12 protein-coding genes and 1 other annotated feature are annotated in these 16,393 nt (G+C 40.2%); of the genes, 2 read left to right on the top strand and 10 right to left on the bottom strand.

What is annotated here, in order from left to right; translation table 11 throughout:
* Positions 1 to 7: 7 nt before the first annotated feature.
* The 10 genes from rplL to BLO53_RS15810 form a co-directional block, all read right to left on the bottom strand.
* Complete coding sequence (gene rplL / locus BLO53_RS15855; protein ID WP_026488801.1) at positions 8 to 385, bottom strand: 50S ribosomal protein L7/L12; 378 nt, start codon at positions 383 to 385, stop codon at positions 8 to 10.
* 69 nt (positions 386 to 454) lie between these two features.
* Positions 455 to 1,009: a 50S ribosomal protein L10 gene (rplJ, locus tag BLO53_RS15850; RefSeq protein WP_092063781.1), complete on the bottom strand. Its 555-nt coding sequence runs from the start codon at positions 1,007 to 1,009 to the stop codon at positions 455 to 457.
* Between the two features lie 24 nt (positions 1,010 to 1,033).
* Positions 1,034 to 1,166 (bottom strand) — a sequence feature (ribosomal protein L10 leader region).
* A gap of 56 nt (positions 1,167 to 1,222) precedes the next feature.
* A complete protein-coding gene (locus tag BLO53_RS15845; protein ID WP_092063778.1) occupies positions 1,223 to 4,135 on the bottom strand; it encodes a pectate lyase family protein in 2,913 nt (970 codons plus the stop codon).
* A gap of 267 nt (positions 4,136 to 4,402) precedes the next feature.
* The gene (locus tag BLO53_RS15840) at positions 4,403 to 5,443 is read right to left on the bottom strand and encodes a Stealth CR1 domain-containing protein (RefSeq protein WP_092063811.1); all 1,041 of its coding nucleotides are present in this window, start codon (positions 5,441 to 5,443) and stop codon (positions 4,403 to 4,405) included.
* On the bottom strand, positions 5,418 to 7,460 hold the full coding sequence (locus BLO53_RS15835) for a glycosyltransferase (protein ID WP_176757326.1): 2,043 nt from the start codon (positions 7,458 to 7,460) through the stop codon (positions 5,418 to 5,420). Before BLO53_RS15835 ends, BLO53_RS15840 begins: the two co-directional genes overlap by 26 nt.
* A 30-nt stretch (positions 7,461 to 7,490) precedes the next feature.
* On the bottom strand, positions 7,491 to 9,014 hold the full coding sequence (locus tag BLO53_RS15830; protein WP_092063773.1) for a lipopolysaccharide biosynthesis protein: 1,524 nt from the start codon (positions 9,012 to 9,014) through the stop codon (positions 7,491 to 7,493).
* 16 nt (positions 9,015 to 9,030) lie between these two features.
* Complete coding sequence (locus BLO53_RS15825) at positions 9,031 to 9,636, bottom strand: hypothetical protein (RefSeq protein ID WP_092063770.1); 606 nt, start codon at positions 9,634 to 9,636, stop codon at positions 9,031 to 9,033.
* Positions 9,637 to 9,718: 82 nt separating this feature from the next.
* Complete coding sequence (locus BLO53_RS15820; RefSeq protein ID WP_092063767.1) at positions 9,719 to 11,602, bottom strand: threonine--tRNA ligase; 1,884 nt, start codon at positions 11,600 to 11,602, stop codon at positions 9,719 to 9,721.
* 116 nt (positions 11,603 to 11,718) lie between these two features.
* Positions 11,719 to 12,225, bottom strand: coding sequence for an SEC-C metal-binding domain-containing protein (locus tag BLO53_RS15815; protein ID WP_092063764.1), 507 nt, complete (start codon positions 12,223 to 12,225; stop codon positions 11,719 to 11,721).
* A gap of 108 nt (positions 12,226 to 12,333) precedes the next feature.
* A complete protein-coding gene (locus tag BLO53_RS15810; RefSeq protein ID WP_092063761.1) occupies positions 12,334 to 13,404 on the bottom strand; it encodes a sugar transferase in 1,071 nt (356 codons plus the stop codon).
* A gap of 229 nt (positions 13,405 to 13,633) precedes the next feature.
* On the opposite strand from BLO53_RS15810, the gene BLO53_RS15805 reads away from it, so the two are divergent.
* Positions 13,634 to 14,554: a LicD family protein gene (locus BLO53_RS15805; protein ID WP_176757325.1), complete on the top strand. Its 921-nt coding sequence runs from the start codon at positions 13,634 to 13,636 to the stop codon at positions 14,552 to 14,554.
* 14 nt (positions 14,555 to 14,568) lie between these two features.
* Positions 14,569 to 16,392, top strand: coding sequence for an aminotransferase class I/II-fold pyridoxal phosphate-dependent enzyme (locus tag BLO53_RS15800; RefSeq protein ID WP_092063755.1), 1,824 nt, complete (start codon positions 14,569 to 14,571; stop codon positions 16,390 to 16,392).
* Position 16,393 lies beyond the last annotated feature (1 nt).

Genomic DNA, 16,393 nt, shown 5'->3' with positions numbered 1-16,393 from the left:
AACAAGATTACTTAAGAGTAACCTTAGCACCCTCAGCCTCAAGCTTAGCCTTGATATCATCAGCCTCAGCCTTAGCTGCGTTCTCCTTAACCATCTTAGGAGCTCCATCAACGAGATCCTTTGCTTCCTTAAGTCCAAGACCTGTAAGCTCACGAACAACCTTGATAACCTTAACCTTGTTAGGACCAACCTCTGTAAGCTCTACGTTGAACTCAGTCTTCTCTTCACCAGCTGCTGCTGCGCCAGCACCTGCTGCTGCAACTACAACGCCTGCTGCTGCAGATACGCCGAACTCTTCCTCACAAGCCTTTACAAGATCATTTAACTCAAGAACAGTAAGCTCTTTGATAGCATCGATAAATTCTGCTGTTGTTAACTTTGCCATTATTATATACCTCCATATAGTATAATTTCTAAATTTGTTGTGTTGTTATTACTAATAATTCTGTACAGATTACTCTGCTGCAGGTGCTTCTGCAGGAGCCTCTTCTGTAGCTGGTGCCTCTGCCTCAGCAGGAGCTGCCTCACCATTCTTCTCTGCGATCTGATTAAGAACACGAGCGAAGTTTGTGATAGGTGACTGCATAGAACCAAGCAATCTTGAAAGAAGTACATCCTTTGCAGGAATTGTAGCAATGTCTGTCATTGCTGTAGCGTCATAGAACTTTCCTTCAATAACACCACCCTTAATCTCAAGAGCCTTAGCCTTCTTTGCAAACTCATAGAGAACACGAGCTGGAGCTGCTGGATCTGTCTCAGATACAGCCATAGCGCTAGGACCGTTTAAAAGGTCTGAAAGCTGCTCAAAATCTGTTCCCTTGAATGCGAAGTTCATCATCGTATTCTTGTAAACCTTATATGTTACGCCTTCTTCACGAAGTTTCTTACGAAGCTCAGTATCCTGTGCTACAGTAAGTCCGCGGTGATCTACAAGTACGACTGCCTGAGCGTCCTTAATCTTCTCTGAGATCTCAGCTACTACAGGCTGTTTAAGTTCAACCTTTGCCATCTTTTTTACCTCCTTATAGAATATACCGCCGAAAAAAAACCTCTCGAAGACATCGAGAGGTAAAAAAGTCTAATCAAACTTTTCCTCGGCAGGCGATCACTCATTATGTTCCTCATAAAGGAACACCTGCTGTCTTCGGCACATCATCTGAATGGTTATCTCAGACGACCTTGTATAAATTAGCACATTATTTTTTTATTGTCAACTTATTTTTCAACCTTCTATCAAAATTCCGTTTTCATCAAATACATATTTGTGATGCCATCTGATCATTTCTCCAGTCACCATCTTGCCTTCGCTGTTGAAGAAATATGTATTTCCATCGATAGTAACAAAGTTGCTGACTACAAGTTTACCTGTATTTTTGAAGAAATATGTGTTTCCATCGATAGTAGTCATTCCTGTATCCATTTTGCCTTCATCATTGAAGTGATATCTGGCGCTCCACTTATCTTTCCAGCCTGTTACCATCCTGCCTTCGCTGTCGGCATAATATCTGTCTCCATCAATGTCGACAAAGTCCTGCTTTATCAACGAACCATTATTTTTAAAGAAATAAGTTACGCCATCAATTGTCTGCTTGCCTGTTGCAACTGTTCCATCTGGAAATACATATGTTGTCTTGCCCCACTTTGTGCTCCATGTGCCTGTCTCCTGAACTGGCTCAGGATCCACAGGTTCTGGGTCACTACCTGGCTCTTCGATCACTGGTTCATTCACTTCCTCGGAAGATGCTTCTCCAGCAGCTTCACTAGAAGACTCTGAAGCTGATTCCTGGCTTGATGCCTCTCCCGCCGCCTCACTACTTGCTTCTGAAGCTGATTCCTGGCTTGATGCCTCTCCTGCAGCCTCACTTGACTCCTCGCCAGAAGCTTCATTTCCAGGCTCATCAGTAGATGGTTCCTCTACCTGGGACTGGCCTTTTGTTACATACTCCATGTAAAAGAGATTTTCTGTATCCTTCTTGGTAAGTTCATGAGCACCTTCTTTTATATCAAGAGTCATAACATTAGATGTCTCTTTTACCGCATCACCATCAAGCTTTATAGAAGAATCCTTGTCGCCAAATACAAGTGTAAGCTGTCCCTCTGAAGCAGCTGTAAACTTAATGCTTGTCTTCGACTCAATCTTAAGGCACTGTGTAAGCTTCTTATCATTGTATATAACTGTCCCTTTATCTGTAGAAAGATTTCCTACTATGCTAAAGAAATCGCTAACCTTGCCCTGTGCAGTGAAATTATGAACATAGCTTGTTACTTCCACAGGCGTCTCTGGCTCTTTTTCTGTACTGGAGCTCTCAGATGCAGCCTCGCTTGAGCTTTCGCCTGCTGACTCAGAAGATGCCTCGGCTCCGCTATCACTTGATGATTCGCCTGCGGCCTCTGAAGAGCCTTCACTTGAGCTATCTGATGCCCCTTCACTTGGTGAATCCACTGAACCGCCGCCAACTGCTACAAGGCTTGTCTCATAAGAATTAAGAGCAGCCTTAAGTTCACGGTTCACTCCATAGTCTGTATCATCAACTGCATCGTTGAAATCCCACTTAAAGTCACCACCATTTTCTCTACCAGCCAGGGCCTGTACTTTTTCTTTTGCCACCTCTGGAGCATCAGCAGAATAAGAATACATAATAGCTGATGTATCAAAGTTGTTGTAGCTTGTGCCACCCTTATAAGAAACTACCTCGGAAGGAACCTGCTGCTCAGCTGCTGATACCTCATAAGCATCAAACTCTTTTGTATTTTCCTGGTAAGTTACGTAGGACTGAGCACCCTCGATATAGTTGTTAAAAGACTTAATGATTCCACCGTTCTCACTTGAGAAGGTACCATAGTCTTCATTTCTCTTAAGTGTATCCCAGTTCTCGATAACATCTGATCCCTGCTCTGAAATAAGCATTGGGAACTTGCAGTTTCTATAATAGTTGCCCTCTACAAATGCAGAAGCCCCCATAGTTACGCCAACACCATACTTGGCATTGCCATCATAGTAGTTGTTGTAAATATGTACACTGCATGTTCTGATACGTGGGTGTCTGGAATCTGAGTGATCATACCAGTTGTGATGGTATGTGATGTAGTTCTCAGTAGACTCTGACTTCATTCCCTGAAGGTTACTCTTACCTGTGTCATAGAAATGGTTATAAGAATGAGTTACAAAAGTAGACTTCTTGGTATCAAGTGCTCCATCACCCTTGGCCTGGTCAGCGTCTCCACCTGCATAGCCATAGAAAAAGTCGCAGTTATGAACCCAGATATGATCATCACTCTGCTGAAGTCCCAGGTCATCCCCTTCGTTACTATCGCAGTTCATAAAGCCAAGGTTTCTCACTTCTATATTGGAAGCGTTCTTGATTCTGAGTCCCCATCCATCTGCTGTTGCATCTTCTCCGACACCCTCAAAGGTAATGCCGCAAGAAAGCCTCTTGGAATCTCCAGAGCCGCTAATGCAGATATCTCCGCCTTCCATTGTATCAAAGTCTGTGATCTGTCCTACAAATCTAACATCAAGAGGACGCTTGTCATATCCCTTTTTATATAAGTTAAGAATATTCTGAAGGCCAGTAGCGCTTGTAGTTGCACCTTTTGCGTTTGTTACGACATCAAGTGCCACGCTGTCCTTAGTATCCTTTGTGATATAAAGAACTACTGCATCTGACCTAAGAGTTCCGTCAGCGTTATATGCACCGTTTGATGTTCCATTGACAAAGCCAAAGCCTGATCTGTCATGGTTCTGTACATATACAGTCTGAGAAAAAGAACTAGCCCCTGCCTGTTCCTTGCCGTTTTCCACAGGAACTACCTTAAAAGAATAATTACCAGAAGAAAGCCCCAGCGCATCAGCTCTATAATACTGCTGCCCTGAGCCATTAGAATATACGCGGATAAGCTCATCATCAAGGAGCTTTTCTCCGCTCTCACCTGTTACATAAACATTGTAGCCATCTGCTCCCTCAGATGCGCTCCATGTCACATAGGCTGATTCCAGCCATCCTCCTGCGCTTGTTACAGCTGGAGCATTAACTGCAGCTGATGCCTCAAGCCCAGTTCCTGCAAATACTGACGAAGCGCATAATACCCCCGCTACAGCCAGACATAGCCTTGCCTTATACTGTTTCCCCAACATTTCTACCTCCCAACAATACTTTTAAGATTTTTTAGTTGAAACAAGCCCCGTGTCCCCCCACAGAGCCCGTTTCGTTCATGCCTCTTAATCATAATGTTTGAGGCTTGGAGATTCAATATTTTTATGTAAGCGGTTACAGAGAATTTTTACGCGGATTTTTGTTTATATTTGCCAATTGAATTTTGGAAGAGATTACATTCTGAAAAAATATGGGTTCAATGAGGCGCCATTTCCTTTGAAATCTTAGATATTAAGCACCTCAAGTGTTCATTTTTCAAATGAACACTTATCTGGCAAAATAGATTCAAAAGCTTCACTGATTTTCTTTTTATAAGTTATAAACGCTTCTTCATCGTCCCCCCGCAAAGTATCATTAATAACAAGTATTGGTTTCTCTTGTCTCTTGATTACGTCACAAACATCATCAACAGCGGACGCATCATTGACCCCCATATATTGTCCTATAGCCCAGATATTAGTTGGTACAAATTCACCTGTCATAAAATTCCAATATCTCATCAACCACTGGTTTAAATCCATTGGTGATCTGAACTTATTAAGGCAGGCACTGTCTAATGCATCATGCTCCAATCCCCATATCTTTTCGAAGGTGCTCTTCTTGTGCGGAACTGCAAGATGTTGATCTTTAAAGCCCAATATCCTTTTAAATAAGAACTTGTTTAAATTTGTGAACATATTCTTGTAGCCATATACAGGATTAACCCACTTGGAAAATTGTTTTAGCTCTTTTCTTTCAAATCCAAAATACTTATTGATAATACCAAGATTATTAAAGACAATATGCCTAAAAACTCCTTTAACATCATAGTTATACATGATCTCACTTAATAACATATCGCAAGGCATGTCATTTTCAAAAAACATCTCTTCCTTGGTAGGTGCTATAGCAAAAAGGTCATCGTTAAAGATAATAAAATTCTCCGAAAGTTCCTTAATTCTATGTACGTTTAACTCAATAACACTGGAATTATATGTTGGCAAATACTTGGCCGGCATATAATCTGCATGCTTAACGATCACAAGTTTCTCATTATTTGTATCAAGCCACTCCGGGACATGTCCCCAGGTAACAAAAAAAATCTTATTAACCCAGGGCATGTATTTTTCTATTCCCCTAAACCAATAACGCATAAGTCCCCAGTCCCTGAAACGCTGGCTTGAGTTTGAACTATCCCCGCTGATAGTCTCTATGCTTTTATCAAACTTTCTCTTTTCCTCCAGCCAGGCCGGGTCACTTCCATCCACCCATGGAATAACAATATCAATCTTTGAATTCTGCTTTTTCATGTCCCTCACGCATAAGTTCCTTATATTTGCCTAGATCATTTCTGTAAACAGGTCTTGTATAACTACCACAATTATCATTTAAAAGATCGCTGATTGCCTTTTTTAATTCACCTACTGACTCAATATACCTGATATAATCACAATCCACTATGGTATCATAGGCTTCACTGACCTTGTGATGGTTGTTGCCAAGAACTATACAAGGAGTCTTGGTAATAAATGAAAAAAACATTCCATGCAATCTGTCAGTAACAACAAGCCTAGCCCTGCTAAAGAGTCCTAATTTCGAAAGTAAGATTCTCTCCCTGTCTTCATCTTTTATCACATAATTAGTGCAGGTATCAGTAACACGCACATCTTGTCCGCATTCCCTACACTCATTTTCAATTTGTAATTTATCTATCAGAGAAAGCTTTCCTTCCTTGTCAGATCTAAGACAGAGAAGAATTCCCTCTCTCTCGTTATTCTGTTCAGGAATATCCATTGTTGTTACTACATCTCTCATGAGACAAACATCGGTTTTAAAATACTGTTTGAATAATCCGTATGACTTCTTATCCCGGGCAAGTATTGTCAGATTGCTACATTTTTCTATAGCCTTCCTATCAAGCTCGATTTCTTTTTTACCTTTATCATCATCTGTATAAAAAACTGTCTGAGGCATTATAACAATCCTGTTATCACGAAAACTCTTTAATACCTTTCTTCTAAAGACCTGTGCAAAATCATATAGATTTCCAAAGTTTCCACCGCCCTGACATACTATAACATCGTCCTTGCCTATACATCTTTTCAGTGCAGAGATTGCTTTATTGGTTTTCCATCCAGGAACCACATATATTTGAGTAGAGTCATCGTCAGCAAAAACGTTGTTTAGAAGCTTTTTAGTAGCATAAGCTATAGCATGATCCCCCAAATTATCAAAACAGGGAAGTTCAAAGTAAACTACTCTTCTGCTCTTCCCTGGCTTTAGTTCAAAATCATAAAACACATTTAAAAGCCAGATATGATGTCTTACTTTTGCTATTTTTTTACTTATCTTCAGAACTGGCTTTTTTACTTTTTCATAGAACTTAAAGTAATCAGGTGACTTTAAATATACGTCGATAAGTTTTTTATCTTTGCCTGAAATACGCGCATTTTCCCTAAATGAATTCAAATGTCCTTGTATATACTTCTGAGTTTCAATAGCATCTTCAAATTCACCAGCCTGGTAAGCGCTCTTAATATCAGAGAACAGATATGGCAAAAGAGCTGCCATCGCCTTTTCATGCAGGTCAACATAGCCTTTTTGCTCGAAGTATTCAGCTCTCTCCTCCTGTCCAAGGCAGGATGCGTGGCATCCCTTATGCCAGCTGACTGTAGAATTGTTAAAAGAGATGCTGTCACCCCTTACAAGATAGTAATACAGATACTCTGGAATCTTGATTATCTTGTCAGCCTTATCAAACAGATAATAGGTGGTTGCAATATCCTCATAGTTTCTGCCATCTGGATATCTTACTCCTTCAAAAAGCTTTGCTCTGTACAGTTTCCCCCAGGCATAACTCTTAATCTCTTTATCTGCAACAAGCCTATCCAGAGCTGTCATTTTATCCATTACGATCACCTCATCATGGATCTCATCCACAATGGATAGCTTGTCATTCTTTTGTAGATAATAAGAACTGATAACTATATCAGCCAAATTCTCCTCAGCCGCAGCAAGCATCTTTTCAACCATAGTACTGTGAATATAGTCATCGCTGTCAACACAAAGGATCCAGTCTCCCTTGGCCACATCAAGAGCTACATTTCTAGCGCTGGAAAGGCCTCCGTTCTCCTTGTGGATAACTACTATCCTGGAATCCATCCTGGCGTAATCATCACAAATCCTGCCACATTCATCAGGAGAGCCATCATCCACAAGAATGATCTCAAGATTTCTGTAGCTCTGATTCAAAATAGAATCCACACATTTATTCAAATACTTTTCAACCTTGTACACAGGTACAATTACAGTAACCAAATCTTTCATATACATATAACCCAACAAATCCAAACGACCTTATCTGACAAGCTTTCCCCTGATCTTTTTAATTATATTCTGGGCACCTTCTGTCCTAAAATAAATGCCCATAAATACTGCAAAGCTCAATATTCCAACAACTAATCCCTTTATAATAAATTCCATCCAGCCTGTCACTTTAATTCCGGATACAACAAATCCGATTCCAAGTATCGCCACCAGGCACAAGAGCACATTCGTTAGTATCTGGAAGTAATATTTACCAGCAGTTCTGTCAAAGTATTCCCTGTAAAGGAGCCTTGGCTCATACCAGCAATAAGTTGTCAGTCTTGAAATTGCTGATGCAAATATAACACCTGCAATTCCAAGAATCTTACCCAGGATTATAGAAAGTACAATATTCTCTATTGTTGCCACCAGCATAATATACTTAGTTTTCCTGTATAATCCTGTAGCGTCTCTATAAAGCCAAAGAGGCTGCAGAGCGCAGGAAAAGTAAGCATTCACAGTAACTGCAATTACTACAATGAAAGGCAGGGCATATTCTTTTCCATAAACTATCCCAACAAAGTCATCTGCCAGCAGACAATAGCAACTAGTGATAACACCGCACAAAATAAGGCTCACTGACTGTATAGATTGAAAAACTTTGTACTTCTTGTCAGCATTTTCCTTGGCTATTACGTTACCTATGCTGGCAGTCATTGATGAAAAAAGAATCTGCTCCATCAAAAGAAGCTTCTGACTAAGGTTAAGATAATTAGAATAAAGCCCAACCGCAGCAGTGCTGATGACCATTGAAATAATAATGTTGTCAGTAGCACTAAATACTGTGGTTGAGAGCTTGTAGATAAACACTGACTTCATGTTTTCTACAATTCTATCCTTAAGGTTTTCATCCGATACATATTTTCCCTTTAAGTTCCGGATATAAGGATATTCTTTTTCTGCCTTTTTAGAGGCAATGAGATTACCAAGAATTCCCATTACAGTGGCCACTGTCAGATACAGAATATAGCTCTTAAATACTACCAGCATCAGAATCTGAAGGCATACTTTGGAAACATTGGTGATCATTCTGATCCAGACCACCTTGTAATCCTTCTGATCAGCAGTTAAAAGAGTTGTCTTATAAACAAACAGATAGGAAGTAGTTACTCTGGCAAGTGAAAAGAGATAGTAAACCTCTAGAAGTGGTATATCCTGCTCTGTCTTGACGATCAACCTCAAAAAAGGAATAACCACTAATCCAATAAGCAGCACCGCCATAGCTATGATATTGTAAATACGCTTATAAAAGGCCACCAGGGCCGCGATAGCATCCTTGTCTCCATCTGCCAGAGGCTTATAAAAGCTATAAGCCATGGCTGTCGAAAAACCAAGATCCGCCATAGATAAAAGAGTTAGAACATCGCCAAAGATACCATTAAGGCCCAGAAACTCAACCCCAATAGTCCGCAAGAATATGACCCTTGAAACAAAGCCAAGAATCATCGTAACAAACTGATATGTAAAGCCCATAACAGCATTCTGGGCCGTCCTTTTAGATCTGCTTACTGCCATTAAATCCCCTTAAAACTCATTTCACATGAATCGTCTGAGCACTTTTCTCAAACAACTCCTCACAATCATCATCCTCTGCCCTTTGATAGGATATAGTAAACATCCTGTATTTGGACAAAACTATATACACAGTCTGATGAATTGTTTCCTCACCTGCAGGCTGAAAGCTGGAAATTATGCGATAGCCCGGGTACCCGTCAATAGTTATATTTTCAAAAGAGCTGACATTAAAGCCTACATTCTGTCCAAATTCCTGGTCGTAGGCAAGCTTCATCTGCTCCAGATAGATTTCCTTAGTAAGATTTCTGGACGAATCAATGATCTGTTTGACCCCGGATTCTTCAAGTTCCTTTTTCTGCCTATTGGTCAAAACCTTATCCGTCCCATTGTCATAATAGCTATATTTAATTGTAGATGATTCCATTGGAGCATTCCTGTTCACAAAAAGACCAGTCTCTCCTCCGGGAATAAATTCAGGTGGAATAATAAAAGAACAATCTACAGCACTTTTAAGCTCATCTGTAGCATGAGCATCTATCACATCAAGCCTTGAAACTGTTGCAATAGTTATAAGTTGTAGCGAAAGAACTAGCCCCAACATAATCTTTATCTTGCCAAACATAATTCCCCCACAGGCAAAAGAATTCTTTTTTTGAATAGGCACAATGCCTAAGCATTGTGCCTAATAAATGATCAATAACTAATTAAGCTTCGTAGCTGTCAATAAGTTCAAGAGAATGCTCTGCATTGAGCTTCTTGCACATTGCTACAAAAGCATCCAGAGGCACATTCTGAACCTGCTTGTTAGATCCACGAACATTGATAGATACAGTTCTCTCAGCAGCTTCCTTGTCGCCGATTACAAGAATGTATGGATCTTTGTAGTTCTTGTACTTCTTGATCTTCTCCTTCATGTTGTTGTCTGAGTAATCAGTCTCAACACGAACTCCAGCATCCATAAGAGCCTTCTCAACTTCCTTGGCATATTCATTATGCTCAAGGCGGATAGGTACGATACCTACCTGATATGGGCTGAGCCAGAATGGGAATACACCCTTGAAGTTCTCGATAATGATACCGATAAATCTCTCAAGTGAACCGTAAATAGCTCTGTGAATAACAACAGGCATCTGCATGCTGCCATCCTGAGCCTGATATGTAAGGCCAAAGTTGTGAGGAAGCTGGAAGTCAAGCTGTACAGTTCCGCACTGCCACTCTCTTCCAAGAGCGTCCTTGATCTGAAGGTCGATCTTAGGGCCATAGAAAGCTCCGTCGCCTTCGTTGATCTCATATCCGCCTTCTCCATACTTCTCATCAAGGATTTCCTTGAGAGCTGCCTCAGCTCTGTTCCAAACCTCGATGTCACCCATGAAGTCTTCTGGTCTTGTTGAAAGCTCTGCTCTGTATGTTACACCGAATGTTGAATAGATCTCATCAGCAATTGCAATAACATCAGCAATCTCTTCCTTGATCTGAGACTCCATTACGAATGTATGGTCATCGTCCTGTCTGAACTCCTGAACACGGAAAAGTCCGTTCATCTGTCCTGACTTTTCCTTACGGTGAAGTACATCATACTCACTGTAACGGATAGGAAGTTCCTTGTAAGAGTGGTTAGTTCTCTTATATGTCATCATGGCATTAGGGCAGTTCATTGGCTTAGCAGCCATTGTGTCATTCTGCTCACGATTGTAGATTACAGAGCCAGCCTGAATCTTGATATTCTTGGGCTCTTCTGTAGGATCATTGTTGTTCTCAAGAATTCCTGGAATCTCAGCATCAGCCTTGAGCCATCCTGAAACACCTGGAACCATGAACATGTTGTTTACGTAGTGAGCCCAGTGTCCACTGATAAGCCAGAGCTTCTTGTTATTAACAAGAGGAGCGGCAATCTCTGTATAACCGTGTCTCTCCTGGATCTCTCTTGAGTATTTAAGAAGTGCCTGATACATCTTCCATCCTCTTGGAAGCCAGTATGGCATACCAGGAGCTGTCTCATCAAACATAAACAGGTCAAGTTCAGGACCAATCTTCTTGTGGTCTCTCTCCATAGCTTCCTGTATCATCTTGATGTGCTTTTTAAGCTCATCCTTGCTTGGGAAAGCATAGAGATATATTCTGGAAAGCTGATCTCTCTTCTCATCACCTCTCCAATATGCACCAGAAACTGACTTAACCTGGTATGAAACATTCATAAGTTCCTGAGAGTTATCTACGTGAGGTCCGCGGCAAAGATCCACATAATCCTCACCTGTATAATAAACTGTGATTACCTCATCCTCTGGAAGATCATTAATAAGCTCTGTCTTAAACTTCTGGTCCTTGAACATTTCAAGTGCTTCCGACTTTGAAACCTCTTTACGTGTCCAGTCCTCTCTTCTCTTAATGATCTCACGCATCTTATCCTCGATGGTCTTGAAATCATCCTGAGTAACAGCCTTAGGAAGTACGAAATCATAGTAGCAACCATCCTCAATCTGAGGTCCGATTGCATACTGAACTTCCTTGCCGTATAACTCGATAACGGCCTTGGCCAGTACGTGTGCCATAGAATGGCGGTAAACTTCTAGAAACTCTTCTTTATTCATTTTTTGTCCTTTCTCGCAATACCTACCGGGTAATGCTCCTTGTAAAATAATGGTTAATCATAATAAACGGCATCACTTTTGATTCAAAATGATGCCGATTCATTATCAAAATGTAATTATGCGTTCTTGCCGTGGCACTTCTTGTACTTCTTGCCACTTCCGCATGGGCATGGATCGTTAGGATAAACCTTGTTCTCTTTTCTTACTGTGTGAGAAGACTTTTCCTCTTTGTAAAGAGCCTTAAGCTTGTCCTCATCAAAGATTTCCTTCCACTCCTCAAGACCATAGAGCCAATCGGCACCGGCTGCTACCATGTTCTTGTAAAGAAGTTCCTTGTCAAAACCAAGATTAACCTCTGTATCCTCAGTCATATCGTCGATTGGATTCTGCTCCTTAAGGGAATCGTTGATACCATCAAGGAATCCAACCATATACATAAGCTCAACGCCATATTTCTCAGCAAGGCCCTTAACAGTACCTGTAACTACCTCGTCAGGGTTCTTGAGAAGCTGAGCATAGATATCGCGCTCCTTCTGAAAATAATCTGTCCATAATCTCTGAAGATCGCCCTTGTTGGCAGTCTCAGAATAGGCCTTGTCACGCCACTCTTGTAATAATGCCATAACTAATACTCCATCCTTATATAATAAAATTTATTGTACACGTCATTGTAAATGCATGTATGCAATATTCTAATATATTTGTCTTGTGATGTAAACCTTACACTTTCATTAGTTCTGTGCCTGGTTATTTGCGATATTTTCAGCCTGTTTCAAGGCATTAGCAAAAAACTGTCCTTTTTTAATACTCTCCGACACTTTCACTGCATTCTCAGAAATCTCATGGTATTGATCATCCGAAAGCTTATCCATGATATCTTTAATCTCATTTAACGACTCTATTAAAATACCACATTTATTCTCTGCTACAAATTCTGATAGGGCAGCTTCCTTCCATATAAGAACCGGTAATCCACATGACAGATAAAAAGATGTCTTATGCGGATTATTGATTTTTAGATACTGACCATAAAAGCCTGAACAAGTATCCAAACTGTCCCCATCCCAGACAAGTCCGAAGCTTCCTGACACTTTATCAGACAGTTCCTCCGGAGAAAAAGATCCTTTGTATGAGATAGTATCGTTTTGAATACCTTTATAACCAAGCCCATAAAGATTAAATTTCACATTCTCCGGAAGCTTGTACACAAATCCAGACTTCTCATCTGATAAATTACCTGCTACTATCACGGTCTTATCAAAAGATCTGTCTTTTGCAGGCTGATCCGATAAGTAATCAAATATCTTAAGTGTAATAATCTTTTTCTCATCAACTCCCATTTCCACAAGAGCAGCCTTCATCCTATCGTTGTGTGCAATTATCACATCACACAAAGCTAAAACTCCTGTTTCTTCCGCTTTCCTGCGGATTCGTTCTTTGTATGAAGCAGCTTTGCTCATTGAAAATCTAAGGGTATCAAGATCATGGAGTATTGCATATATCTTTACTCCTGCACGCTTTTGCTTTTTAAGCAATTTTGAAAATAATAGTGTATGCTGTCTGAGCGGCAACTGCAGCAGTAAAGCATCACCTTTACCAAGCTTTGGAATATTTTGCTTCCAATTCTCATATACCTTTAAATGTGTAGCATGACTAAATGCATACTTCGGATCGACCAAAGGCAGTTTCAGCAGTTCAAAGCCATTGGCCTGTGCCACCTGCTCAATATCGGCCCTAGCCTTTCCTATAGCTGTTTTACCTAAATTATTGTCACATAAAGATTCGCTTACTATATATTTCATCTATGTTCCCCCACCTCATACACATATATAACCCACAACAAAACCGTATTTCTGAAATTTCACTCAGAAAATAATTATATATACGTTTTAAGGCTTAGGTCAATAAACACTATTTTTTCTATTCATAGTAAAAGAATTACCGTCTTTTCAAAATCAAATGATGGCGAAAGCAGTGTAAGATGATATAATCATGTGAGGTATGACTTTAGTATTGGGAGGGGAACTAGAAATGGTCAATCTTAACATCACACCTCCAGAGGGCTTTTTAGAACCTGAGGAAAGATGTGGATATGCTGTTACCAGACAGAGTAAAGAAATCTGGGCAGTTTTATTAGATCTTTTAAATGAACTTGAAAAGGTATGTCAAAAACACGACCTTCATTTTTTTGTAGATAGCGGAACACTACTTGGGGCAGTAAGGGAAAAGGGCTTTATTCCCTGGGATGATGATATAGACGTAGTCATGCTAAGGGAAGACTATGACAAGCTTTTGGAAATTGGGGATTCAGAATTCAAGCATCCTTACTTTTTGCAAACTCCATACAATGATGAGGGATTTCTAAGGCCGCATGTTCAGCTGCGCAATTCCGAAACTGCAGCCATACTTTCAAACGAGGCACTAAAAGTGCCCTTCAATCAAGGAATTTTCCTGGATATTTTCCCTGTCGATGTCACTTCTAAAATAAGACTTTTTAATAAGCTTAAATGTAAACTGCTGAATTTTTACAGAAGATCTTTTGGTTATGTATATATTGCTACTCCCCCCAAGACCTTTAAGGGCTTTGTCATGGGGAAGTTTGCTGACAAATGTAGGAAAGATCCCGCCAAAGCTTATAGAAAATTTGATAAATGGTGTCACTTTATTCCATTCAAAAGCAATCTTGTGGATAAGGTCACCTTTTACAAGTTTTTCAACAAATACAGATACCTTGAAAAAAAATGGTTTGCAGAAACTCTGTATTTACCTTTTGAATTTACCAAAGTGCCTGTACCTGCAGGATATCACGAAATATTATTACGGTACTATGGCAAAGATTATATGATACCCAAGCAGCAGGCAGCAATACACCAGCAATTGGGAAAGGTTATAAACAGTACTGAAGAATCCTATACAAAAATACTAGAAAGAATGCGCCAAGAAAAAGGATAATGGGGGAATAAAATATGCAGGCAATAATATTGGCAGCAGGAATGGGGAAAAGACTTAAAGAACTCACTGCTAATAACACAAAATGTATGGTAAAAGTCAACGGAGTATCACTTATCCAACGTATGCTTGAGCAGCTTGATAAGCGTTACTTATCCCGTATTGTAATCGTGGTTGGATATAGAGGCCAGGATCTTATTGATTATATTGGGACTCTTGGTATCAACACGCCTATTACATATATAAACAACCCAATTTATGATAAGACCAACAATATCTATTCTCTTGCTCTTGCAAAAGATTGGCTACGCAAAGAAGATACACTTCTTTTTGAATCAGATCTTATTTTCGAAAATGCAGTTCTTGATGAAATCATAAACGATCCAAGACAGACTCTGGCTCTTGTGGATAAGTACGAATCCTGGATGGATGGAACCTGCATCAAGATTGGCAGTGACGATTCCATTGAGGCCTTTGTTCCAGGCAAAAGATTCAAATTCAGCGAAATCAAGGATTATTACAAGACAGTAAACATCTATAAATTCAGTAAGCACTTCTCTGAAACTCACTATGTACCTTTCCTTGAAGCATATCAGAGTGCTCTCGGTGAAAACGAATACTATGAACAGGTTCTCCGCGTTATCACTATGCTTGATGACCCTGAAATCAAAGCAAAAAGACTTAGCGGTCAGCTCTGGTACGAAATTGATGACATTCAGGATCTGGACATTGCGCAATCAATGTTTATTCCTGACGAGGATCAACGTGTAAAGCTGCTTCAGGGTCGTTACGGCGGATACTGGCGTTATCCCAAACTAATGGACTTCTGTTACCTTGTTAATCCTTATTTCCCACCTGAAAGAATGAAGGATGAACTAAGAGCAAACTTTGATACTCTTCTCACCGAATATCCTTCCGGCATGCGTGTTAACAGCCTTTTAGCTGCCAAGAACTTTGGAGTTCATCAGGAAAATATCCTTGTTGGTAACGGCGCAGCAGAACTTATCAAAAGTCTCATGGAACACTTTGATGGAAAACTTGGCATCATAAGGCCCACCTTCGAAGAATATGCTCACAGATACGATAAGGATATGGTATTAGCATATTGGCCAGATAATGACTGCTACACCTATACAGTAGATGACCTTACATCCTTCTTTGAAGATAAAGATATAAGTAATCTGGTGCTCATCAACCCTGACAACCCTTCTGGTAACTATATTCCTTACGCTGATATTCTTAAGCTTATTTCCTGGACAAAGCAAAAGGGAATTAAGCTGGTTATCGATGAGTCCTTTGCTGACTTTTCTGATGAGCTTAATAACACATTGCTTGACCAACAGCTACTTGATGACAACAAGCACCTTTTTGTAATGAAGAGTATTTCCAAATCTTACGGTGTTCCTGGCCTTAGGCTTGGTGTCCTCGCATCCGGAAACCAGGAAGTTATCGAAGATATGAAAAAAGACGTAGCTATCTGGAATATCAATTCCTTTGGCGAATTCTATATGCAGATATCTGAAAAATACAAAAAGGATTATGTTGCCGCTCTTGAAAAATTCCGTGAGGAAAGAAAGCGTTACACAGAAGGGCTCTCCAAAAACAAGCACCTTAGGGTTATCCCAAGTCAGGCCAACTATGTTATGGCTGAGGTTCTAGGCGGAATGTCGGCCGAGGCCCTTACAAGAACTCTTATAGTTAAACACAATATCCTTATTAAAAACCTTAGTCCCAAAATGGACGTAAATAACAGACAGTACATTCGACTTGCAGTAAAGACCAAAGAAGAAGACGATGCTATTATTGCAGCTCTGGAAGACGTACTTGGAGAAAAGGAATAAC

This window comes from Butyrivibrio sp. INlla14 (assembly GCF_900102515.1).
Classification (GTDB): Bacteria; Bacillota; Clostridia; order Lachnospirales; family Lachnospiraceae; genus Butyrivibrio.
Note: the sequence above shows the minus strand (reverse complement) of the source record. Positions and strands in the feature narration are given on the sequence as shown.

What these genes read in the sequence shown, in the direction of transcription:
- rplL (WP_026488801.1), bottom strand. Translation starts at nt 385, where the DNA reads ATGGCAAAGTTAACAACAGCAGAATTTATCGATGCTATCAAAGAGCTT.
- rplJ (WP_092063781.1), bottom strand. Translation starts at nt 1,009, where the DNA reads ATGGCAAAGGTTGAACTTAAACAGCCTGTAGTAGCTGAGATCTCAGAG.
- BLO53_RS15845 (WP_092063778.1), bottom strand. Translation starts at nt 4,135, where the DNA reads ATGTTGGGGAAACAGTATAAGGCAAGGCTATGTCTGGCTGTAGCGGGG.
- BLO53_RS15840 (WP_092063811.1), bottom strand. Translation starts at nt 5,443, where the DNA reads ATGAAAAAGCAGAATTCAAAGATTGATATTGTTATTCCATGGGTGGAT.
- BLO53_RS15835 (WP_176757326.1), bottom strand. Translation starts at nt 7,460, where the DNA reads ATGAAAGATTTGGTTACTGTAATTGTACCTGTGTACAAGGTTGAAAAG.
- BLO53_RS15830 (WP_092063773.1), bottom strand. Translation starts at nt 9,014, where the DNA reads ATGGCAGTAAGCAGATCTAAAAGGACGGCCCAGAATGCTGTTATGGGC.
- BLO53_RS15825 (WP_092063770.1), bottom strand. Translation starts at nt 9,636, where the DNA reads ATGTTTGGCAAGATAAAGATTATGTTGGGGCTAGTTCTTTCGCTACAA.
- BLO53_RS15820 (WP_092063767.1), bottom strand. Translation starts at nt 11,602, where the DNA reads ATGAATAAAGAAGAGTTTCTAGAAGTTTACCGCCATTCTATGGCACAC.
- BLO53_RS15815 (WP_092063764.1), bottom strand. Translation starts at nt 12,225, where the DNA reads ATGGCATTATTACAAGAGTGGCGTGACAAGGCCTATTCTGAGACTGCC.
- BLO53_RS15810 (WP_092063761.1), bottom strand. Translation starts at nt 13,404, where the DNA reads ATGAAATATATAGTAAGCGAATCTTTATGTGACAATAATTTAGGTAAA.
- BLO53_RS15805 (WP_176757325.1), top strand. Translation starts at nt 13,634, where the DNA reads ATGGTCAATCTTAACATCACACCTCCAGAGGGCTTTTTAGAACCTGAG.
- BLO53_RS15800 (WP_092063755.1), top strand. Translation starts at nt 14,569, where the DNA reads ATGCAGGCAATAATATTGGCAGCAGGAATGGGGAAAAGACTTAAAGAA.